Source organism: Azospirillum sp. TSO5 (assembly GCF_003116065.1).
Taxonomy (GTDB): Bacteria; Pseudomonadota; Alphaproteobacteria; order Azospirillales; family Azospirillaceae; genus Azospirillum.
In genome coordinates this window covers 28,420-49,366 of record NZ_LGQY01000074.1, presented here as the reverse complement: position 1 = coordinate 49,366, position 20,947 = coordinate 28,420, and the positions used below count along the sequence as shown (strand labels likewise).

General features: G+C 68.4%; 18 protein-coding genes. 11 read left to right on the top strand and 7 right to left on the bottom strand.

Annotation, left to right across the window (positions count from 1 at the left end; all coding sequences use genetic code 11):
• The first annotated feature begins 53 nt into the window (after window positions 1-53).
• Window positions 54-1,895, top strand: coding sequence for a chloride channel protein (locus TSO5_RS19340; protein ID WP_109153119.1), 1,842 nt, complete (start codon window positions 54-56; stop codon window positions 1,893-1,895).
• Between the two features lie 7 nt (window positions 1,896-1,902).
• On the opposite strand, the gene TSO5_RS19335 is transcribed toward TSO5_RS19340, so the two are convergent.
• Complete coding sequence (locus TSO5_RS19335; RefSeq protein WP_109153074.1) at window positions 1,903-2,349, bottom strand: TIGR02588 family protein; 447 nt, start codon at window positions 2,347-2,349, stop codon at window positions 1,903-1,905.
• A 31-nt stretch (window positions 2,350-2,380) separates the two neighbouring features.
• Window positions 2,381-3,247: a TIGR02587 family membrane protein gene (locus tag TSO5_RS19330; RefSeq protein WP_109153073.1), complete on the bottom strand. Its 867-nt coding sequence runs from the start codon at window positions 3,245-3,247 to the stop codon at window positions 2,381-2,383.
• Window positions 3,248-3,560: 313 nt separating this feature from the next.
• Between TSO5_RS19330 and coxB the strand changes: the two genes are divergently transcribed.
• From coxB to TSO5_RS19315, 3 genes are read left to right on the top strand one after another with little or no spacing between them, the layout of a single operon-like run.
• Entirely contained in the window at window positions 3,561-4,466 is a 906-nt protein-coding gene (gene coxB, locus TSO5_RS19325; RefSeq protein WP_247870833.1) for a cytochrome c oxidase subunit II, read from the top strand.
• Window positions 4,463-7,018, top strand: a complete 2,556-nt coding sequence (gene ctaD / locus TSO5_RS19320; protein ID WP_109153071.1) for a cytochrome c oxidase subunit I — start codon at window positions 4,463-4,465, stop codon at window positions 7,016-7,018. Before coxB ends, ctaD begins: the two co-directional genes overlap by 4 nt.
• Window positions 7,019-7,026: 8 nt before the next feature.
• On the top strand, window positions 7,027-7,389 hold the full coding sequence (locus TSO5_RS19315; protein ID WP_109153070.1) for a hypothetical protein: 363 nt from the start codon (window positions 7,027-7,029) through the stop codon (window positions 7,387-7,389).
• A gap of 116 nt (window positions 7,390-7,505) precedes the next feature.
• Here TSO5_RS19315 and TSO5_RS19310 read toward each other — a convergent pair whose 3' ends face one another.
• The 3 genes from TSO5_RS19310 to TSO5_RS19300 form a co-directional block, all read right to left on the bottom strand.
• Window positions 7,506-8,177 (bottom strand): peptidoglycan-binding domain-containing protein, encoded by a 672-nt coding sequence (locus TSO5_RS19310; protein ID WP_109153069.1) that lies wholly within the window; start codon window positions 8,175-8,177, stop codon window positions 7,506-7,508.
• Between the two features lie 141 nt (window positions 8,178-8,318).
• Window positions 8,319-9,488, bottom strand: a complete 1,170-nt coding sequence (locus TSO5_RS19305; protein ID WP_109153068.1) for a c-type cytochrome — start codon at window positions 9,486-9,488, stop codon at window positions 8,319-8,321.
• Window positions 9,489-9,492: 4 nt separating this feature from the next.
• Entirely contained in the window at window positions 9,493-10,320 is an 828-nt protein-coding gene (locus TSO5_RS19300; RefSeq protein ID WP_109153067.1) for a cytochrome c oxidase assembly protein, read from the bottom strand.
• Between the two features lie 174 nt (window positions 10,321-10,494).
• Here TSO5_RS19300 and TSO5_RS19295 point away from each other — a divergent pair, with 174 nt between their 5' ends.
• From TSO5_RS19295 to TSO5_RS19280, 4 genes are all read left to right on the top strand, one after another.
• Window positions 10,495-11,742 (top strand): efflux RND transporter periplasmic adaptor subunit, encoded by a 1,248-nt coding sequence (locus TSO5_RS19295; RefSeq protein ID WP_109153066.1) that lies wholly within the window; start codon window positions 10,495-10,497, stop codon window positions 11,740-11,742.
• Window positions 11,743-11,746: 4 nt separating this feature from the next.
• Window positions 11,747-14,881: a multidrug efflux RND transporter permease subunit gene (locus TSO5_RS19290; RefSeq protein WP_109153065.1), complete on the top strand. Its 3,135-nt coding sequence runs from the start codon at window positions 11,747-11,749 to the stop codon at window positions 14,879-14,881.
• 279 nt (window positions 14,882-15,160) lie between these two features.
• Entirely contained in the window at window positions 15,161-16,324 is a 1,164-nt protein-coding gene (locus TSO5_RS19285) for an OpgC domain-containing protein (protein ID WP_109153064.1), read from the top strand.
• A 62-nt stretch (window positions 16,325-16,386) separates the two neighbouring features.
• The gene (locus TSO5_RS19280) at window positions 16,387-16,683 is read left to right on the top strand and encodes a hypothetical protein (RefSeq protein WP_109153063.1); all 297 of its coding nucleotides are present in this window, start codon (window positions 16,387-16,389) and stop codon (window positions 16,681-16,683) included.
• Window positions 16,684-16,754: 71 nt separating this feature from the next.
• On the opposite strand, the gene TSO5_RS19275 is transcribed toward TSO5_RS19280, so the two are convergent.
• Window positions 16,755-17,195, bottom strand: a complete 441-nt coding sequence (locus tag TSO5_RS19275) for a PRC-barrel domain-containing protein (protein ID WP_109153062.1) — start codon at window positions 17,193-17,195, stop codon at window positions 16,755-16,757.
• 137 nt (window positions 17,196-17,332) lie between these two features.
• Window positions 17,333-17,959, bottom strand: coding sequence for an ATP-dependent Clp protease proteolytic subunit (locus TSO5_RS19270; RefSeq protein ID WP_109073003.1), 627 nt, complete (start codon window positions 17,957-17,959; stop codon window positions 17,333-17,335).
• Window positions 17,960-18,370: 411 nt separating this feature from the next.
• Between TSO5_RS19270 and TSO5_RS19265 the strand changes: the two genes are divergently transcribed.
• From TSO5_RS19265 to TSO5_RS19255, 3 genes are all read left to right on the top strand, one after another.
• On the top strand, window positions 18,371-19,240 hold the full coding sequence (locus tag TSO5_RS19265) for a glycosyltransferase family 2 protein (protein WP_109153061.1): 870 nt from the start codon (window positions 18,371-18,373) through the stop codon (window positions 19,238-19,240).
• Between the two features lie 94 nt (window positions 19,241-19,334).
• The gene (locus TSO5_RS19260) at window positions 19,335-19,682 is read left to right on the top strand and encodes a hypothetical protein (protein ID WP_109153060.1); all 348 of its coding nucleotides are present in this window, start codon (window positions 19,335-19,337) and stop codon (window positions 19,680-19,682) included.
• A gap of 103 nt (window positions 19,683-19,785) precedes the next feature.
• A complete protein-coding gene (locus tag TSO5_RS19255; protein WP_109153059.1) occupies window positions 19,786-20,943 on the top strand; it encodes an efflux RND transporter periplasmic adaptor subunit in 1,158 nt (385 codons plus the stop codon).
• Window positions 20,944-20,947: the final 4 nt, after the last annotated feature.

Sequence of the window (20,947 nt, the reverse complement as noted above, 5' to 3'; positions counted from 1 at the left end):
ACGCCCTTCCGGCCCATTGTCCCCTTACGGAAGGGCTACCAATCAGCGTGATCATGCCTGACAACTCGGCCTCCATCGACGGCGTGGGCGACAACGCCCGCGCCGGCAACGATCCCTATGCGACGCTCGATGCGTCCGCAGCCACAACCGTGTCCGACCGCTGGAGCGTACGCAACAGCGCGCTGGCTGTGGTGGTGCTTGCCGCGCTGGTCGGCGGGGTGGTCGGGCTGGCGGTCGGGCTTCTGCACGAAGCGGTGCTGCTGGCGCAGGCGCTGGCCTTCGACCTGCCGGAAGGCGAACGGCTGGGGCAGGGTGTGCCCGACCTGCTGCGGACGCTGGGCGTGCCGGTGGCGGGCGGGCTGCTGCTGGGTATCCTGTCGACGCTGGTGCGGCGCTGGCGCCCCAACGCCATCGTCGATGCGGTGGAGGCGAACGCGCTCTACGGCGGCAAGATGTCGCTGATCGACAGCCTGCGGCTGACGGTGACGACCGCCCTGTCCAACATTTCCGGCGCATCGGTCGGCATGGAGGCGGCCTATACCCAGGCCGGCGCCGGGATGGCCTCCTCGTTGGGGCAGCGGCTGCGGCTGCGCCGGGCCGATTTGCGCACCATGGTCGGCTGCGGGGCGGCGGCGGCCATCGCCGCGGCCTACCACGCGCCGCTGGCCGGCGCCTTCTATGCCTTCGAACTGGTGCTCGGCGGCTATACGCTGGCAGTGCTGGCCCCGGTCGGGGCGGCTGCGGCGATGGCGGTGGCGGTATCGGCCCTGCTGACCGGCGGCGAGGCATCGCTGGCGCTCGGTCGGCCGGTGGAAATCGCCGGCTGGGATTACGCCGCCTGCGGCGTCGTCGGTTTTTTGGCCGGCTGGCTCAGCATCCTCGCCATGCAGGCGGTGACGGTGGCGGAGCGCGGATTCAACCGCCTGCCGGTCCCCCGCTGGATGCGGCCGGCCATTGGAGGACTGACGGTGGGCGCGTTGGCGCTTGCTGTGCCGGCGGTGATGGGCAGCGGCCCCGGCGCTGTTCCGCCGGAGCTGGCGGGCGGCGTGCTGGCGCTGGGGGTGACGCTGGCGGCGAAGATCCTGGCATCGGCGCTGTCGCTGGGCTCGGGCTTCCGCGGCGGCCTGTTCAGCGCCTCGCTGTTCATCGGCGGGCTGTTCGGCGGCCTGCTGGGGCAGACGACCGCCGCCTTCCTGCCGGGGCTGGGGATCGACAGCGGCCTGCTGCTGCTGGTCGGCATGGGATCGGTCGCCGCCGGCATCGTCGGTGCCCCGGTCACCATGGTGCTGCTGGTGCTGGAGACGACGCAGGATCTATGGGCGGCGTCGGGCGTGCTGATCGGGGTGGTGCTGTCGACCACGGTGGTGCGTCAGGCTTTCGGCTATTCCTTCGCCACCTGGCGCTTCCACCTGCGCGGCGTGCCGATCCGCGGCGCCTACGACATCGGCTGGCTGTCTGAGCTGACGGCCTTCCGGCTGATGCGCCGCGACGCCAAGACAGTGCCCGCCACCCTGACGGTGGAGGCTCTGCGCCGCCTCTATCCGCTGGGGTCGACCAAGGCGGTCTTCGCGGTGGACGAAATGGGGCGCTATGCCGGAATCGTCGACATGTCGATGATCCACGACCCGGACCAGGACGCGGCTGCGACGGAGACGCGGGTCGGATCGCTGGCCTGCAAGGCCGACGCGGTCCTGATGCCGGGCGACGACGCCCGCACCGTGCTGAACCGCTTCGGCAGCGAGGAGGTGGAGGCCCTGCCGGTGCTGTCCTCTCCCACCGACCGGCGGATCATCGGCTATGTGACGGAGTCCTTCGCGCTCCGCCGCTATTCCCAGGCGCTTGAACGGCAGCGCGGCGAGGATCTGGGCGAGCGGGGGCTTTGGGGGCGCGACTGACGGACCCTCAAGGTTCGCTGTAGCCGGTGGGAACGATGCGAAGCTCGTAGCGGGCCGGGTCGTGCTGGAAGATCAGGCCGCCGAAGCGTTCGGAATAGGGCGGCAGATAGTCGAACTGCGCCTCCGCCGTCTCCACCACCCGGTCGCCGGAGCGCAGCTCTCCGCGCACGATCAGCGTTGCGGCGGTCGCGGCGGTCCGGTTGCGGATCTGGAAACGCACGGTGTGACCCAAGCCGCCGGTCCGCGTTTCCATCACGGTCACGTCCATCTCGCCGGGGACCGAACTGTGCTCCTTGAGAGCGTTTTGCACCATGTAGACGATCATCGCGGCGATCAGCAGCGCGCCGAGCCCCGCCACCACCCATTCGAGGGGGGAGGTCGGCGGTGCATGCTCCGCCTCGTCACTCGCCCGTGACACGTCGTTTACCCGTGAGTCGTCGTCGGTCGTCGCCATCGGCCTCTCTCCCCCCTTCACAGGATCAGGGTCACAGGATCAGTCGGGCCGCCGCCGCGCCGATGGCGCAGGGAAAGCCCAGGACCACGGTGGCGCTGATGATCTCGGCCAGCCCGGTGCCGTCGGTCCGGCCGAAGGTCCACAGCAGGTAAAGGCAGATCGCCAGCACGATGACATAGCCGACGACGGTGAAGCGCAGGAACAGGCTCCAGAACCCGACGCCGCCCGGCGGCTTCGACCCGCCGGGGAACTCCACCGCGTAGACGAAGGCGTGCATCAGCACCAGCGACAGCAGCAGCAACGCGATCTCCCGCCACGGATCCATCATGTAGGACAGCAGCACCATCTCCTCCGTCGGGGCGACGTTGAGGCCGAGGAACAGTGCCCCCACCCCCATCAGGAACAGCTCCTGCGGATAGGTCATCGCGGTCTGGCGCTGCATGCTCTCGCTGCTCTTCTCGCCCAGCTGGTCGCGGGCCAGCATGGCGCCGATGGCGGCTGGGAAGCTCTGCAGCGCGATCTTGCCGATCACCTCGCGCGCCGGCATGTCGACGGAAAGCACCTTGAAAACGCCGAGGATGACGACCGACATCACCACCGCCACGGCGATGGCGACGAAGGCGTCGGCAATGTCGTCGCGCAGGCTGGCGGTGGATTTGAAGCCGCTGACCACCGACAGCCCGACCAGCAGCGGGATCAGCAGCACCAGCAGCAGGACCAGCCGCCAGGAGTCCATGGTGAAGCCGATCCACCACATCTCCATCGTCATCAGCATCGGCAGCGAGAAGATCAGCGCTCCGGCGAAGGCCCGCGCCAATCCGACGAGGAAGGAGCGGTTGTCTTCGTAAGCGGGCCTGCCCGGCAACGCCGCCTCCGTCCGGCCTGTGTCGGCGGTCATGCATCGTCTCCTCAACCACCCTTTTGCCAACCCCGCCGCGATTACCGGGGCCGTACTTCCACCTTCAACGCTTACGGCCACGCACAGGTTTCGCGATTTCGCATGGGAACTTCGGATTGCCCACGAAACCGTCGAGCCTCGGCTGTGTTGACCCCGAGGGGGAAAATGGGCGTGGCCCGGCGAAGGGGAGGCGATCGACATGAACAGGGCGAGCCGGCGGTCTGCGCGAGCCTCTCTGCAGCCCGGCTTGCCCATTGCGGCGCTTGCCCTTTCAGGATGCGCCCTTCCCGGTGGTGGGGGGCGGCAGTCGGCCTTGGATGCCGCCGGGGTCAGTGCACAGGAAATCCTGGTCACCAGCTGGATCCTGTTCATCTGCGCCGGGGTGATCTTCCTGGTGGTGATGGCTCTGGCGCTCTACGCCGCGCTGGTCCCGCCGGAGCGGTTTCCCGGCCGCCGCGCCTGGGTGATCGGCGGCGGCATCCTGTTCCCGCTCGTCACCCTGACGGCACTCCAGCTCCATGAATTCGCCCTTGCCCGCCGTCTGGCGACCCTGACGCCGGAACCGGAGCTGGTGGTCGAGGTCACCGGCTACATGTGGTGGTGGGACGTCCGCTATCATGTGGAGGGACAGGAGCCGTTGCGCGGAGCCAACGAACTCGTGCTGCCGGCCGGGCGGCAGGTGGAACTGCGGGTCGCCAGCGCCGACGTCATCCACAGCTTCTGGGCGCCGAGCCTCGCCGGCAAGATCGACATGATCCCCGGCCATGTGAACCGGCTGCCGATCGTGGCGCAGCGGCCGGGGCTCTATCGCGGCCAGTGCGCCGAATATTGCGGCGCGCAGCATGCCTTGATGGCCTTCGACATCCGGGTCCTTCCGGCGGACGAATTCGACGCCTGGATGAGGACGCAGCGGCGCCCGCCCGCCGAACCGGAAACGCCGCAGCTCGTGCGCGGCCGGGACGCCTTCTTCGCCTTCGGCTGCCAGTCCTGCCATGCCGTGCGCGGGACGGAGGCGGCGGGGCTGGTCGGCCCGGATCTCAGCCGTGTCGGCGCCCGACCGTCGCTTGCCGCCGGGACGATGCCGACGCGGGTGGAGACCATCGCCGCCTGGATCCAGGGTGCCCAGCACATCAAGCCCGAGAACCGCATGCCGTCCTTCGACGTGATGGACGGCGAGACCCTGGACGCCATGGCCGCCTGGCTGGAGAGCCTGAAATGACGCTACGCACCGACGAGCCCCGCGACGAGTTCTCCGGCTGCAGGCCAACTCCCAGCCCCGTCCCCCGCCCGGAGGGGGAGGAGGAGAGGCTGCGCCGCCTCTGGCGGCTGCCGCGGGGAATCGCGCTGCTGACCGCGGTGAACAACACCAAGGTCGGCGTCTGGTACATCGGCACGGCGCTGCTGTTCTTCCTGATCGCCGGGCTGCTGGCGCTGGTGATGCGCCTGCAGCTGGCTGTGCCTGACAACGACCTGCTCGACCACAACACCTACAACCAGTTCTTCACCGTCCACGGCACCGGGATGATGTTCCTGTTCGCCGTGCCGATCGTGGAGGCCATCGGCGTCTATCTGCTGCCCTCCTTCCTGGCGGCGCGCGACCTGCCCTTTCCCCGGCTGTCGGCCTTCGCCTTCTGGGCCTATTTCTTCGGCGGCATCGCCTTTTTCTGCTCGCTGATCTTCGGGGCGGCGCCCGACGGCGGTTGGTTCATGTATCCGCCGCTGACCAGTTACGAGCATTCGCCGGGCATCAACGCCGATTTCTGGCTGCTCGGCATCGGCTTCATCGAGATCTCGGCCATCGCCGGCGCCATCGAGATCGTGGTCGGCATCCTGCGGACCCGTCCACCCGGCATGACGCTGGACAAGCTGCCGATCTATGCCTGGTCGATGCTGGTGATGGCGGGGATGATCATCTTCGCCTTTCCCGCCGTGATCGTCGCCACCGCCTTGCTGGAGATCGAGCGCGCCTTCCATTGGCCCTTCTTCATCGCGGAGAAGGGTGGCGACCCGCTGCTGTGGCAGCATCTGTTCTGGTTCTTCGGCCATCCGGAGGTCTACATCATCTTCCTGCCCGCCGCCGGGCTGGTGTCGATGATGGTGCCGACCCTGGCCCGCCGGCCGCTGATCGGCCATGATCTCGTGGTGCTGGCACTGGTTGGGACCGGCTTCTTCAGTTTCGGGCTGTGGGTCCACCACATGTTCGCCTCCGGCATCCCGTCGCTGTCGCTCAGCTTCTTTTCCGCCGCCAGCATGGCAGTGGCGGTGCCGAGCGGCATCCAGGTCTTCGCCTGGATTGCCACGCTGGGGGCAGGGCGGGTGCAATGGACGGTGGCGACGCGCTTCCTGTTCGGCTTCCTGTTCATCTTCGTGCTGGGCGGGCTGACCGGCGTGATGGTGGCGGTGGTGCCCTTCGACTGGCAGGCCCATGACAGCTACTTCATCGTCGCGCACCTGCATTACGTGCTGATCGGCGGCATGGTGTTCCCGGTCTTCGCCGGGCTTTACCACTGGTGGCCGACGCTGAACGGCCGGCTGCTGTCGGAGCGGTTGGGAAGCTGGGCCTTCTGGCTGATGTTCATCGGCTTCAACGTCGCCTTCTTCCCTATGCACATCAGCGGGCTGCTGGGCATGCCGCGGCGGGTCTACACCTATCCCGGCGATCTCGGCTGGAACCTGCTGAACATGGTGTCGACCGTGGGGGCCTTCGTGCTGGCGCTGGGCGTGCTGCTGGTTCTGGTCGACATGGCGCGCAGCGCGCTGGGATGGGGGGAGAAGGCGTCCGACAACCCGTGGAATGCCGGAACGCTGGAATGGCTGCCCAACGAGCTGTACGCCGTGCGCAGCATCCCGCATGTCACCGGCCTGTATCCCCTGTGGGACAATCCCGACCTGCCGCGCGAGGTGCGCGAGGGCGCCCATTTCCTGCCCGGCGCGCCCACCGACAGGCGGGAGACCATCGTCACCAGCCCGATCGAGGCGAAGCCGCAATATCTCATGCCGCTGCCGGGGCCGCATTGGGCGCCCTTCCTGGCCGGGCTGTTCACCGCCACCCATTTCATAAGCCTGACGCTGAAATTCTATTATTTCTCCCTGGTCCCCGCGGTGCTGGCGGTCGGGCTGGTGATCTGGTGGCTGTGGGGCCTGGATAAGGGGGCGGACCATCCGCCGCAGGATGTCGGCGGCGGCTGGCGCGTGCCGGTCTATGTGCAGGGGCCGAAGAACCATAGCTGGTGGGGCATGGTGGTGCTTCTGCTGGTGGACGGCACCGCCTTCGCCTGTCTGGTCTTCACCTATCTGTTCCTGTGGACGGTCAGCCCGGATGTCTGGCCGACGGATGGAGACGGGCTGCCGGGCCTGCCCTGGCTAGCCGGCGGGCTGGCGCTGTGGGGATTGGCGGCGCTGGCCATCGGCTGGGCGCGCTCCGCCGTGGACCGTAACCGGCATGGCCGGGTCCGTCTCGGGTTGATCGTGGCCTGGGCGGCGATGGTCGGCGGCATCCTGCTGGACGCCACTGCGCAGATGCAGACCGGCCTCGTCGGCGCGGACAGCGCCTATGGCGCCATCGCCTACATGCTGGTGGCGTGGCAGGGCTTCCACGTCGCGGTGATGACGCTGATGCTGGGTTACACGCTGGCGCGCTCCGCCGCCGGGCTACTGCATTCGGAGCGGCGGGTGACCTTCGACAACACCATGCTGATGGGCTGGTACAGCGCGGCACAGGGTGGGACCGCCCTGCTGCTTCTGCACCTGTTCCCGCGTCTTGCGATATGAGGACCGTCATGGCGAGCCGCAGCTTTCCCGCCACCTTCGTCGGAATGCTGGCGCCCTTCCTGATCTGGGCGGCGCATTTCGGCGTGGTCTACAGCATCAACGGAATGGTCTGCGCCCGAAAGCCGGAGGGGGCGCTGCTGTTCGGCCTGCCGCTGTCGATGGCGCTGGTCGGCATCGCGACTCTTCTCGCCATGGGCTGGGTGGCGATCCTGCTGGTGAAGGCGTTGCGTGGCGCCGGTCCGGCCGGGCATGTCGGCGGTGCCGATCCACGCCGCTTCGCCCGCTGGTTCGTCGTTGCCGGATCGGGCGCCGCATTGGTCGCGATCCTGTGGGTCGGCACGCCCGCCCTGATCGTCCCCGCCTGCGGCTGAGAGGTCGCCCCAAAAGGACTACGCCGGTTCCCGGACGCCGCGACGGCCTGAGGTGCCGTCGCGATGCCCCGGAACCGGCGTAGAGGACCGGCATTCGGTTGGCTGTTAAGCCGGGGTTATTTGGTGCCGTTCTGGCCCATCGAGCCCTGCGGGGTGCTCTGGTTCTGCGGGGTGTCGCTGGGCATCGCGTTGCCCCGCGGGGTGCCGGTGTTGCCCATGTTGTTGGTGTTGCTGGTCCCGCTGGTGCTGCCGGACGTGCCCGTGGTGTTGCCGCTCAGGTTAAGGGCGGACATCGTCTGCTGGTCGGCGCGGCCGGTGGCGCGCAGGCCGTTGTCGCGCTGGAACTTCATCAGGGCGCTGCGGGTGTTGGCACCCCAGACGCCATCGACGGTGATGTCGCGGCCGTCGTTGCGGTCGTTCAGCGCCTGCTGGATCTCGCGCACCTGCTCGTGGCTCAAGTGGCTGCTGGAGGCCATGGTGCCGGAGCGGTGGGTCGAGGAGCGGTGCGTGGAGCTGCCGCCGGAGGTCTCGTCCTTCACCTCTGCGGTGGCGCGGTCGGTTGCGCGGTCGGTCTTCTTGCTCAGGCTTTCGTCCATGCTGTTGCCGGCCACGGCACCGCCGACGCCACCCACAACCGCGCCGACCGGGCCGCCGACGACGGCGCCGGCCACGGCACCCGTGCCGGCGCCGGTCGCGGTCCGCGAGGTTTCCGTGCTGCCGCAGGCACTCAGCGCGAACAGGGCGCCGGCCGCGGTGGCGGTCATGACGATCTTCGAAATCCCACGCATGGTTGCCATCCTTCTCGATTACGATTCGATGTTGGCGACCCGCCGCCCGGTGCGGCCTGTACTGTCCTGCCGCACGGCAAGCGACAGCTGGGTCATGTGATGAACAATCAGCAGCGGGCCTTCTTGTTCCCTGACGTCCCGTCAGGATTTTCCGTCATCGCCCTTCACCATGGCGCGTTCGGGGGCGCGGCGGGAGTAATACTCCGCCACTGCATCGATCTGTTCGTCGGTCATGCGGCGGACTGCGGCCTCCATGATGCGGGACAGCGCCGTGTTGCCGCGCGCGCCGTCACGCCACAGCCGCAACTGGGCGGCGATGTAGGACGCATGCTGTCCGTCCAGGGTCGGATACCGGGGATCACGGGCATGCCGGGTGTCGGCCCCCGTTCCCCCATGGCAGCCGGAACAGGCGGCGACGCCATCGTCCGGGACGCCGGACTCCGCGATTCGCCGGCCCAGATCGAGCAGCTCCGGCGACGGATCGGCGGTCTTAACCGTTGCCGTTGCAGGCTTTTGCGCTGCGTAATGCTCGGCCAATCCGCGGATCGCCTCTTCGTCCAATCCGGCCGTCACCGGCTGCATGATGCCGCTGAAGCGGTTGCCGTCGGCGTAGGCCTGCAGCGTCTCGCGCAGATAATCCGCCGACTGTCCGGCGATCCGCGGGAAGGCGCCGATGCCGTCGCCGTTCCCGTCAAAGCCATGGCAGCGGGCGCAATCCTGCAGGGTCTCTCCCAAACCTCTGCTCATCGGACCGCTGGCGGGGCCGGTCAGTTCGGCCACCCGCGCATGGTCGTCGGCCCGCGTCCGACCGAAAGCGAGGCCGTGATATTCTTCCGCGCTCATCCCTTTGAGTTGCAGGAGAAAGGCGGTAACCGCCCAGGGTTCGTCCTTGCGCTGCTGGGCCGGCCAAGCCGGCATGCCGGCGTACTTGATGCCGTGCAGGGTGATCCAATACAGCTCCCGCGGCTTCCAGTCGGCCACCTTGTCGGGCAGATAGGGCGGCTCCGGCATCATGTGGCGGGAGATCGGGTTGCGCGTCGTGTCGGGGGCGCCGTGGCAGGGAGCGCAGCCATCCTCGTAATGGCCGGCACCGCGGCGGATCAGCGCCGGGTCGTCCAGATCGGGCGGCTCGCCGACGGAAGCGGCATGCGTCTCCACCGAACGGCGCATCGCCATTTCGAAGAACATCTCGACCGGCGTCCAATGCGCCTTGCTCGCCGCCACGCTGTAGAGTCCCGACCACGCGAACAGGAGCCCGCCGATCCCGGCTGCCACGCCTGCGATGGCGAGTGTCTTCAGGGTCCGCCACATCCGCTCAACCAGCCTTTCCGCCGGAGAGTTGCCCGTCTTCTTCTCCTTGGCGCAGCCAGCGCGCCGCACTGGCCAGCACCAGCGCGACATAGGCCAGCGACCCGACGACCCCCATGATGAGGCCGCCCAGCTGCTGGTCGGCCAGCGGCGACAGGCCCCAGGGCGCGGTGGTGGTCAGATGGTAGGGAAACAGCGGTGTCCCGGCGAAGATCAGCAGCGCCGCCAGCATCGCCAGATGGACCGAGGTGCCGAAGGCCGCCAGAAGGCCGCGCAGCCGCATCGCATTGTCGGTCGGCGCCAGGACCGTCCGCCATGCCACCACCGCCCCGGCGAACAGCGTGCCGTGCATCAGCCACAGCACGGCGTCGTTCGCCAGCGCCGCCAGGTAGGGGCCGGGCAGATGCCAGACCCACAGCGTGATGCCGAACAGTCCCCAGGCCAGCTCCGGCTTGCCGAGCGGCCTTGCCATCCTGCGCAGCGGCTCCGGCCACCGCACCGCACCGCTCGGCCAGCCGAGCACGAACAGCGGCGCCGCGACCTGGATGGTCAGCAGATGCTGGGCCACGCGGGCGGAAAACAGGGCGGAGGTCAGGCTGCACAGCGGGGAGACGAAGGCGACGCCCAACACCAGCCAGCCGGCGGCCAAGCACATGGACCGATGACCGGCTTGTCCGCCGCGGCCGGCCGGACGGCGCGCCACCACCGTCAAGCCGATCGCGGCCAGAGCGAAGGCGGCCAGCAGCACCGGATCGCCGTTCCAGGCGGTCGACAGCTCACCCGGCACCGGCGGAACACCGCAGTAGGGAACGAAGGGAAAGCTGTCTGTCGCCATGGCGCGGCCTCGCGGGTTCCGGGGACTCTGCATGCTCTCCAATGACGGGAATGGCGGGATGTTCCCGGAAAAGGCGACGGTTCCGGCGGCGAATGACCCGATGGGCAGGGAGCAGATCGGTCGCCGGGATGTTGATGCGCGCAAGGCCAATCGGAAACGCAGCCGGAGACCGCCATGCCCGCCGCCTCGCCCCGCCGCACCCGCGCCTATTCCGCCGTCTGCGCGGCCGTGCTGTCGGGGCTGCTCGCCGCCACGCCGGCGCATGCGCAGGGGCAGCCTGGAGGTGGCCAGAAGGCGCCGCCCCCGGCGGTGACCACCGCACCGGTGCAGAGCCGCGACGTCGCCCCCGCGTCGGAGTTCATCGGCCGGATCGAGGCCATCCGCTCCTTCGAGGCGCGTCCCCGGATCGAAGGCACGGTCGAGCAGGTCGCCTTCCAGGAAGGGCAGGACGTCCATGAGGGCGATCTGCTCTATGTGATCGAGCCGGCGCCCTATCAGGCCGCGCTCGACAGCGCCAAGGCCCAGCTCGCCAGCGCCGAAGCCAAGCTGCGCGAGGCCGAACGCGCCTACAACCGCGCCGAGGAACTGCGCCAGCGCGGCAACGTCTCGCAGGCGCAGCTGGATCAGGCGCTGGCCGACCGCGACGCCGCCCAGGCGGCGGTGATGATGAACCAGGCCCAGGTCCGCACGGCGGAGATCAATCTCGGCTACACCCGCATCACCAGCCCGGTGGACGGCCGCATCGGCGCCACGGCGGTGACGCAGGGCAACCTCGTCAACCCGTCCACCGGCGTGCTGGCGACGGTGGTGCAGCTCGACCCCATCCGCGCCGTCTTCTCGGTCGCCGACCGCGACCTGCTGGCCTTCCAGCGCAAGTTCGACGTCCGCCAGCCATCGCAGGCGACGGAGAAGTTTGTGCCGACCCTGGTCCTGCCCGACGGCAGCGACTATGCCGAGGAGGGCCAGATCGAGTTCGCCAACAACCGCGTCGATCCACAGACCGGCACGGTCAGCATCCGTGCCACCTTCGCCAACCCGCAGCGCCTGCTGCTTCCCGGCCAGTATGTGACCGTGCGGGTCCGGCGCGACCAGCCGGAACAGCGCCCGGTGGTGCCCGTCGCCTCGGTCCAGCAGGACCAGCAGGGGCATTATGTGCTGGTGCTGGACGACCAGAACCGGGTGCAGCGCCGCCCGGTGGAGACCGGCGCGCAGGTCGACCAGTCGCTGGTGGTGGAAAAGGGGCTGACCGCCGGCGAGACGGTGGTGGTCGGCGGTGTGCAGAAGGTGCGGCCGGGCATGGTGGTGCAGCCCACCCCGGCCGACGAGGTGGCCGAAGGAACCATGTCGGGGAGCGGGGCCGGCGCCGGTTCGTCCGGCGGTGCCGCTGCGGCCGGCGGCGCCTCCGGTACGGAGAAGGAGTGAGGCGATGTTTTCCGCGCTCTTCATCCGCCGGCCGAATCTGGCGATCGTCATCGCCGTCGTCACGCTGATCGCCGGCTTTCTGGCGCTGAACGCCATTCCAGTCGCGCAATATCCCTCGATCACCCCGCCGACCGTCCAGGTGTCGGCAACCTATCCCGGCGCCAACGCCCAGGTGGTGGCCGACAGCGTCGCCGCCCCGATCGAGGCCCAGGTGAACGGCGTGGAAGGCATGCTCTACATGTCGTCCACCAGCACCGACACCGGCAGCTATTCGCTGACCATCACCTTCGCGCCCGGCACCGATCCCGACATCGCCGCGGTCAATGTGCAGAACCGCATGTCACTTGCGACCGCAAGCCTGCCGTCGGAGGTGACGCGCCAGGGCGTCACGGTGCGCCGGCAATCGTCCAACATGCTGATGGCGGTGAACGTCTATGCCCCCGACGGCAAGTTCGACCCGATCTTCATCTCCAACTATGCCAGCCTGAACCTGCGCGATTCCATCGCCCGCGTCCCCGGCGTCGGCGATGCCCAGGTGCTGGGCGCGCTCGACTACAGCATGCGGATCTGGATGAACCCGGACCGCATGACGGCGCTGGGCATCACCGCTCCGGACGTGATCGCTGCGATCCAAAAGCAGAATGTCCAGGCCCCCGCCGGCCAGATCGGCGCCCCGCCCATCGGCGACGACCAGCAGCAACAGCTGACCATCATCGCCCGCGGCCGGCTGAACGATCCGCAGGACTTCGCCGACATCATCATCCGCAGCAACGAGAATGGCGGCATCGTCCGCCTCGGCGACGTGGCGCGGGTGGAACTGGGGGCGCAGTCCTACACCTCCTCCTCCAAGCTGAACGGCGCGCCCGCGGCGACGCTGGTCGTCTACCAGTCGCCGGGCGCCAACGCGCTGGACGTCGCCAAGTCGGTGCGGGCGGAGTTGGAACGGCTGTCGCAGCGCTTCCCCGAGGGGCTGAAATACGCGGTCGTCTTCAACACCACCAATTTCGTCACCGCCACCATCGAAGAGATCGTGCTGACGCTGGGCATCACCTTCCTGCTGGTGGTGGCGGTCATCTACGTCTTCCTGCAGGACTGGCGGGCGACGCTGATCCCGACGCTGGCGATCCCGGTGTCGATCATCGGCGTCTTCGCCGTGCTGCTGGTTCTCGGCTACAGCGCCAACACCATCACGCTGTTCGCGCTGATCCTCGCCATCGGCCTCGTCGTCGACGACGCGATCGTCGTGGTGGAGAATGTCCGGCGCGTGATGGAGGAGCATCCCGACCTGTCGTCGACCGAGGCGGCGGCCAGGGCGATGGGGCAGGTCGGCGGCGCCATCGTCGCCTCCACCCTGGTGCTGGCGGCGGTGTTCGTGCCGGTCGCTTTCCTGCCGGGCATAACCGGGCAGCTCTACCGGCAGTTCGCGGTGACCATCGCAGCGTCCTTCATCATTTCCGGCATCAATTCCCTGACGCTCAGCCCGGCGCTGTGCGGCCTGCTGCTGCGCAAGCCGACGGAGCCGTGGCGGCCGCTGGCGGCCTTCAACCGCGGGCTCGACCGGGTGCGCGACGGCTATGGACGGCTGGTGCATGGGCTGGGGCGGCGGCTGATCGTCGGGATGCTGCTGTTCCTGGCGATCACCGCCGGCGCCTTCGCCCTGCTGCGCGCCCTGCCCACCGCCTTCCTGCCGGCGGAGGACCAGGGCTATTTCTTCGTCAACGTCCAGCTTCCCAGCGCCGCCTCTGTCACCCGCACCCAGGCCGTGATGGACCGCATCAGCGAAACCATCAAGGAGGAGCCGGGCGTCGCCGACGTCATCGCCATTTCCGGCTTCAGCATCCTCAGCGGCCAGGGCTCCAACGTCGGGCTCGTCATCGCCGCGCTGAAGCCCTGGGCGGAGCGGGGGAGCGACCAGACGGTGGACGCCATTCTGGGCAGCCTGCGCCCCCGCTTCGGCGCGATGCCGCAGGCGACGGTCACCGCTTTCAACCCGCCCTCCATCCCCGGTCTGGGCGCAACCGGCGGCTTCGACATGCGGGTGCTCGCCACCGGCGGGCAGAGCCCGCAGGAGTTGGGGTCGGTGCTGCGCGGCCTGCTGGTCGCCGCCAACCAGGATCAGAACCTGCAGGCGGTGTTCAGCACCTACAGCGCCGACGTGCCGCACCTGTATCTGGACGTCGACCGCACCCGCGCCTCCCTGCTGGGGGTGTCGCCGGCCGACATCTTCACCACGCTGCAGGCGCATCTGGGCGCCAGCTACGTCAACGACTTCAACCTGTATGGCCGCGTCTTCCAGGTGAAGGTGCAGGACGCCGCCCGCTTCCGCGATCAGGTGAAGGAGATCGACCAGCTCTATGTCCGCAGCCAGTCGGGCGACATGGTGCCGCTGCGCAGCCTCGTGTCGGTGCGCACCACGCTCGCCCCCGACAGCATCACCCGCTACAACCAGTTCATGTCGGCCTCGGTCAACGGGCAGGCGGCGGCCGGCGTCAGCTCCGGTCAGGCGCTGACCGCCATGCAGGACGTGGCGCGGAACACCCTTCCGCAGGGCTATGCCACGGAGTGGAGCGGCCTGTCCTATCAGGAAAGCCAGGTCGGCAATCAGGGGCTGATGGTCTTCGGCCTCGCCCTGCTGTTCGGCTATCTGTTCCTGGTGGCGCAGTATGAGGACTGGCTGGTGCCGCTGGCGGTGCTGCTGTCGGTGGCCGTCGCCGTGCTGGGGGCGGGCATCGGGCTGTGGGTAGCTGGGATTCCCAACGACATCTATGCGCAGATCGGGCTGGTGCTGCTGGTCGGTCTGGCGGCGAAGAACGCCATTCTGATCGTCGAGTTCGCGCGGGAGCAGCGGGCCGACGGCCGGTCGATCGTCGATGCCGCGGTGGCGGGCGCCCGCCAGCGCTTCCGCGCCGTGCTGATGACCGCGCTGGCCTTCATCCTGGGCACGGTGCCGCTGCTGATCTCCACCGGAGCCGGCGCGGCCAGCCGGCGGTCGATCGGCACCACCGTGTTCAGCGGCATGGTGGCGGCGACGGTGATCGGCATCGTCTTCGTCCCGGTGCTGTTCGTCGCCTTCCAGCGCCTGACCGAACGGCTGCGCGGCCGCCCGCGGGCCGTCCGGGCGGAGAACAGGCGCGCCTGAAGTGCAGTCGGACGATCCTTGTGCCCAGCCGATAACGGGGTGGTTGCCACAGCCCCCATGAGAAGGGCTTAACGCTTTTCCCCTCCGGCGCCGCGTTGGAAGGGTTCCCCCATCGCGTTGGACACCCGGCCGGCGAAAATGTCCATGGTGGGCTACATCCGCCGTGGCGGTGCCGAACCTTCGGTGGTCCGGTGCCACCGCGATTCGTCTGCTGACCCCCCTCAAGGGCGGCATCCGCCCCCGCCGGGGAGCCCGCCACAGCAGGAGAGGCACGGCTGTATGCAGCAACGTCAGGCACGCGACGCACGTCTCGATCTCTTCAAGGGCGTGGCCCTTCTGATCATCTTCGTCAACCATGTCGGCGGGAACCCGCTGGCAAAGCTGATGCCAGCCCGTTTCGGCCCCTCCGATTCGGCCGAGATCTTCGTCTTCATCTCCGGCTACGCCATCGCGCTGGCCTATGGTCCGGTGCTGGCGGAGCACGGGTTCGCCGCCTGCCAGCGCAAGGCGCTCGGCCGCTGCCGGCAGCTTTGGACGGCCAACATCCTGACCATGCTGGTCAGCGCGCTGGTCGTCGCGCTCGCCGTCCATGTCGGCGATCTGCCGATGGAGGCGTCGAACCGGCTGGAGAGCTTCGAGCCGCTGTTCGAAACCCCTGTGACCGCCATCGCGTGGCATGTGGTGCTGATGTATCTGCCCTTCGCCTTCGACATCCTGGCGCTTTACATCCTGCTGGTGGCGGTGGCGCCGCTGTTCCTGTGGACCTATGCCCGCTTCGGCTATGCGGCGGTGGCGTTGTCGCTCGTGCTCTATCTGGTCGCCCAGGCGGCGCCCGGACTGATCCCGCCCAACCTGTGGGACGAGGATTGGAACTTCAGCCCGTTGGCCTGGCAATGCGTGTTCTTTCTCGGCACCAGTCTGGCGCTGGTGGTGCGCAGCGGCCGGGTCCGGCTGCCGCAGTCCCGCTGGCTGTTGGTCGGGTCGCTGGCGCTGCTGGCCGGCATGGCGCTGTGGAAGTTCGCGGCATCGGACATCGGCCATGCGCTGACGCCGGCTGCACTGCAAGGCTGGCTGCCGGAGCAGACCATCCCCTGGGCCGACAAGGACACGCTGGGGCCGATGCGGCTTCTGCATTTCCTGGCGCTGGCCTGTGCGGTGGCGCTGCTGGTGCCGCGCGATGCGGGGTGGCTGCGCTCCGCCCCCGCCCGGATGCTGATCGCCTGCGGCCGGCATTCGCTGCCGGTCTTCTGCGTCGGCGTCGTGCTGTCCATCGCCGGCACCGCCGTTCTGCTGGCCGGGCGGAACTCCGTGACGGTGCTGGCGGTCAATCTGGCGGGGGTCGCCGTGCTGCTGGTGATGGCGATGGTGCTGGAGCGGCGGCGGACCCGCCGGCAGCCGGCCAAGTCGGCGGTACCGCAGGCGGCCGTGCCGGAGACTCCGTGAAAGGGTGGCAAGCCAGGGCTGGGCTTCTTGAATCCTGCACCGGATGAGCGCATATTTTGGGAATGCAATTCAATCCGGCCATACCGTCCTACCAGACGCTGAAGCCAACGCCGCAGATGACGCCTGCAGCGCAGATCGCCATGTCCCCGGCGGTCCAGGCGGCGCAGCAGGTGGCGCCGCCGGTGCGCACCCAGACGGTGGCAGCACCCCAGGCGGCCGGTAAGTCCGACCAGACCCGCGAAGCCCGCACCGCCACCCAGGGCAATCAGGCCGTCGATACCACCGCCGGTGCGCTCGCCGCCCGGGTGAATTCACAGGGCTATCGCCAGCGCGGTTCGCTGCTGGACGTATCGGTCTAGAGCAACATCGCACGCCCATGGAAAAGGCGGCGGAGGGCTTTCCCTCCGCCGCCTTTTTTCCGTGCGCGGTCTTAGTGGGACAGCTCGCTCAGCGGACCCTTGCCCTTCACGGTCTCGTAGCGGCCCTTCTGCCACTTCTCCAGACCCTGGAGCTGCTGCTCGGTCATGTTGAGGGTGACCTTGTCGCCCTTCATGTGCAGCTTGTTCAGCGGCAGCACGACGTCCTTGTCGCTGACGTCGACGGTGTGGTCGACGTCGATCACGGCATAGAGCTTGTTGTTGTAGCGGACGACATCCTCGATCTCCGCCATGTTCTCGCCCTTGGCGCCATAGATGTCCTTACCCTTCAACTGGTCGACATGCATCTTCATCAGCGCCGGGTCGACGCTGTCGTCGACGGCGGCGACCGTCGGGTTGTTAGACTTGGTCACGCTGTTGTCCGAAGACGCGGCCAGGGCCGGCGTGGCGGCGAGAAGCGCGGCAGTGCAGCCCAGGACAAGATAGCGTTTCATCGGTTGGCTCCATCTTATTGAGATGTTGTGGCGGATCAACACCCCTGCCGGCCGATGGGTTTCCTGTTTCCCAAAAGAAATTGGGCCTTCCTCCCATTCGGAGAAAGGCCCAATTTCTTTGGTCTACCGTGGAACCGTTACTTCAGCTCGTCCATCGTGTTGATGACGTGGCTGACGATGCCGTAGTCCTTCGCCTCTTCGGCGAGCATCCAATAGTTGCGGTCGGTGTCCTTGGCGACCTTTTCGTACGGCTGCCCGGTCTCACGCGCGATGATCTGGTTCAGACGCTCGCGCATGCGGATGATTTCCTTCGCCTCGATGGCGATGTCCGTCGCTCGGCCGCCCGTTCCGCCCAGCGGCTGGTGGATCAGGAAGCGGGTGTTGGGCAGGCAGAAACGGTCTTCCTTCTTCGCCGCCAGATAGATGTGGCAGCCGGCGCTGGCGACCCAGCCCGTGCCCAGCATCTTCACCCGCGGCTTGATGAAGCGGATCATGTCGTGGATGGTGTCGCCCGCCTCGACATGGCCGCCCGGCGAGTTGACCACGACGGTGATGTCGTCGTCGTTCTCATGGGCGAGCGCCAGCAACTGGGCCGACACGACCTGCGCCAGCTTCATGTCGATCTGGCCGAAGATCAGGACCGTACGCGCCTTGAACAGGCTCTGCTGCACGGCGGCGAACTGCGGCTGGGCGCTTTCCTTCGACTTCTCGTCCGGTTCCTTTTCAGGTTCGTCGTCGAACCGGGTGTATCCGACCTGCGCCATTGATGTTCTTCTCCCTGGTATCGGAAGCGGGGTATCGGGACCGGGATGCGCCGCCGGAGAAATCCCCCGGCTGCCGTCCCGCTGCCGCATGCGCCTTGCCTGCTTCACCACATAGCCCGTCCGGCCTTCATGTTCAACGTCCGGCCGGCCAAAATCGATGGGTGCGGCCGCGGCCGAATGGGACGTTTGGAACAGCGTGCAACAGTTTTCCGGGGATGTTCCACTGTTCCATTCACCGAACACGCGGGTGTCCTTCCAGTTGGCGCGGCCCGGGTGGCGCGGCACGATGGTCTTTCCTACCACGAGGCGGCGGCACGGGTAAGGGGCGGCGGGAAACCGGTTGCGCGGCATTGACGCCGTTCACCCGACGCCGCCAAACTCCGCCCGCGAAAGGGACGGGAGTGCGACGGAATGCGCGGGAACGGAACGGGCCGGTCTGAAGACGGAGCGACGGGCGTATCGGTCATCATCGCAGCCCACCGCGCTCACGGCACCATCGTCCGTGCGGTGCGGAGCCTGTTGGAGCAGGAGTGGACGGAGTGGGAGGCGGTGATCGTCAGCGACGACGGCACCGATTACCGCCCGACGCTGCAGGCCGCCGGAATCGACGACCCGCGGCTGGTCTTCGCCAGCACCGGTCGGGTGGGCGCCGGGGCGCCCGCCGCGCGCAATGCCGGGCTGGATGCTGCGCGGCTGGCGCTGGTGGCGCCGCTGGACGCCGACGACCGCTTCCGCCCCGGCCGGCTGTCGGCACTGGTTCCGCTGGCGCTGGCCCATGGCGCGGCCTTCGACAATGTCGCGGTGGTGCGTGACGAGGACGATTCGCCGCTGCTGCGCCTGTATGAAGACGGGCAGGCCCCGGCCCTGCTGGACGGCGAAGGATTCGTGGCGACCTCCGTGCCGATGTTTCCGGTGGTGCGGCGCGATCTGGTGCCGGGCTGGGACGAGGACGTGAATTTCTGCGATGACGTGGTCTTCAACGTCCGGGTGCTCGACGCCACCGGCCCGGTGCCGCTGGTGGCGACGCCGTTCTATGAATATCGCCAGCGCGCCGGCTCCATCACCTTCTCCGCCGACAGCGGCGAGCGGGCGGAGCGCTGTTACCGCCATGTGCTGGAGCGGCTGGCCGGCGATGGGCTGGGCATCCGGGACGAGGCGCTGCGACAGGTCTTCGCCCGGTCCATCGCCGCCAAGCGCGCCCGCAACGCCGCCTATGAGGCCGCCTTCAAGGCTGGCCGCTGCGCCAATTTCCAGGAGTTCCTGGCGCTGGGGGAGGGGTGAACCCGTAAAGGCCAAGCTCCCGCTGGCTTTGCTTTACCATTTTGTGTCAGTTTTGGTGCGTCGCACATAGCCGGACCGGACACGGGTAAATTCCATGAACGCCCCGACCTGCTGCCTCGCCCGCATTCCCGCCAATGGGAAGTTCTGGCTGAAGAACGCGCGGGTCCATGACGGATTTCGTGACATCCGGATCGAGAATGGCCGCGTCCGGGCGCTGGTGGCGGCCGGCGAGTCGCCCTGCTGCGCGCCGGGACTCGATCTGGAGGGCGGAGAAGTCCGCCGGATGGACGGCGACGAACCAGTAGCGGCCGGCGATCCCGCCGATCTGTGGGTGACGCTGTGCGGCGGCCGGACGGTGCCGATGCGGGCCGGCCGGCTGGAGAGCGGCGGGCCTCAGGACGTGGCCGCGACAAACGGACCGGCGGACGGTTCTGATCGCTGAACCTTCTCGACTCCGGATGTGAACTGAACGATATAGTTCAGTTTGCCCGGCGCCCTTTTCGGTTGCGCTGCGGTAGAACGAAACCCGTCCGGATCCCGGTCCCATGCGCCACACGCTTCGCATCGCTGCACTTCTCGTCCTGGCGGCTCTCGCCGGCGGGGCTTACTGGTATTTCGTGAAGCAGGGCGGGACCGTCGCCGGGCTGACCGCGATGGTGACCGGTGCCGTGTCCGGCGGTGCGCCCGCTCCGGGAGGCGCCTCGGGGGGAGCCAAGCCGCCGGGCGGCGCGCCGCCGATGCCGGTGGAGGCCGTTCCGGTCCGCGTCGGGATGGTGGAGCGGACGGTGACCGCCGTCGGATCGCTGCTGTCCAACGAATCGGTGGTGATCCGGCCGGAAATTGCCGGCCGCATCAGCGAGATCGCCTTCAAGGAGGGGCAGCGCGTCGCCAAGGGCACCGTGCTGGTCCGGCTGGACGACGCCATCGCCCGCGCCACGCTGGCCCAGGCGCAGGCGAGCATCGCCTTTTCCCGCGCCGAACTGTCGCGCGCCGACCAGTTGATGCGCCAGAACACCGGTCCTATGCGCAACCGCGAACAGGCGGCCGCCAAGCTGCTGGCCGACGAGGCGGCGGTGCAGCTGGCCAAGGCGCAGCTCGACAAGCAGGTCATCACCGCGCCCTTCGACGGCGTGCTGGGGTTGCGCAAGGTGTCGGTCGGCGATTTCGTCCAGGCCGGCAAGGACATCGTCAACCTGGAGGACATCGACACGCTGAAGCTGGACTTCCGCGTGCCGGAGATGTTCCTGCCGGCGGTGAAGGTCGGGCAGACGGTGAAGGTGGCGGTGGATGCCTTCGGCGGACGCAGCTTCGACGGCACCGTCTATGCCATCGACCCGCTGGTGGACGTGAACGGCCGCGCGCTGGCGATCCGCGCCCGCGTGCCCAACCCGGACGGCTCGCTGCGCCCCGGCCTGTTCGCCCGCGTGTCGCTGACACTGACCACGGTGCCCGACGCGGTGCTGGTGCCGGAACAGGCCATCGTCGCCTTCGGCAAGGACCAGTATGTCTTCAAGGTGGTCGACGGCAAGGTGGCGCAGACCCGCGTCACGCTGGGCGAACGCCGCAATGCGGAGGTGGAGATTTCCAAGGGCCTCGCCCCCGGCGACATGGTGGTCACCGCCGGCCAGCTGAAGATCCGCGACGGTGCGCCGGTGGCGGTGGTTCCGAACAAGCCGGCCCCCAACGCATCGTCGGGGAGCTGAACCG

Coding starts and splice junctions, on each gene's coding strand:
- TSO5_RS19310 (WP_109153069.1), bottom strand. CDS start 8,177: ATGCGTGGGATTTCGAAGATCGTCATGACCGCCACCGCGGCCGGCGCC.
- TSO5_RS19315 (WP_109153070.1), top strand. CDS start 7,027: ATGGCGAGCCGCAGCTTTCCCGCCACCTTCGTCGGAATGCTGGCGCCC.
- TSO5_RS19340 (WP_109153119.1), top strand. CDS start 54: ATGCCTGACAACTCGGCCTCCATCGACGGCGTGGGCGACAACGCCCGC.
- TSO5_RS19330 (WP_109153073.1), bottom strand. CDS start 3,247: ATGACCGCCGACACAGGCCGGACGGAGGCGGCGTTGCCGGGCAGGCCC.
- TSO5_RS19285 (WP_109153064.1), top strand. CDS start 15,161: ATGCAGCAACGTCAGGCACGCGACGCACGTCTCGATCTCTTCAAGGGC.
- TSO5_RS19305 (WP_109153068.1), bottom strand. CDS start 9,488: ATGTGGCGGACCCTGAAGACACTCGCCATCGCAGGCGTGGCAGCCGGG.
- TSO5_RS19300 (WP_109153067.1), bottom strand. CDS start 10,320: ATGGCGACAGACAGCTTTCCCTTCGTTCCCTACTGCGGTGTTCCGCCG.
- TSO5_RS19275 (WP_109153062.1), bottom strand. CDS start 17,195: ATGAAACGCTATCTTGTCCTGGGCTGCACTGCCGCGCTTCTCGCCGCC.
- TSO5_RS19265 (WP_109153061.1), top strand. CDS start 18,371: ATGCGCGGGAACGGAACGGGCCGGTCTGAAGACGGAGCGACGGGCGTA.
- TSO5_RS19255 (WP_109153059.1), top strand. CDS start 19,786: ATGCGCCACACGCTTCGCATCGCTGCACTTCTCGTCCTGGCGGCTCTC.
- TSO5_RS19270 (WP_109073003.1), bottom strand. CDS start 17,959: ATGGCGCAGGTCGGATACACCCGGTTCGACGACGAACCTGAAAAGGAA.
- TSO5_RS19260 (WP_109153060.1), top strand. CDS start 19,335: ATGAACGCCCCGACCTGCTGCCTCGCCCGCATTCCCGCCAATGGGAAG.
- TSO5_RS19295 (WP_109153066.1), top strand. CDS start 10,495: ATGCCCGCCGCCTCGCCCCGCCGCACCCGCGCCTATTCCGCCGTCTGC.
- TSO5_RS19280 (WP_109153063.1), top strand. CDS start 16,387: ATGCAATTCAATCCGGCCATACCGTCCTACCAGACGCTGAAGCCAACG.
- ctaD (WP_109153071.1), top strand. CDS start 4,463: ATGACGCTACGCACCGACGAGCCCCGCGACGAGTTCTCCGGCTGCAGG.
- TSO5_RS19335 (WP_109153074.1), bottom strand. CDS start 2,349: ATGGCGACGACCGACGACGACTCACGGGTAAACGACGTGTCACGGGCG.
- TSO5_RS19290 (WP_109153065.1), top strand. CDS start 11,747: ATGTTTTCCGCGCTCTTCATCCGCCGGCCGAATCTGGCGATCGTCATC.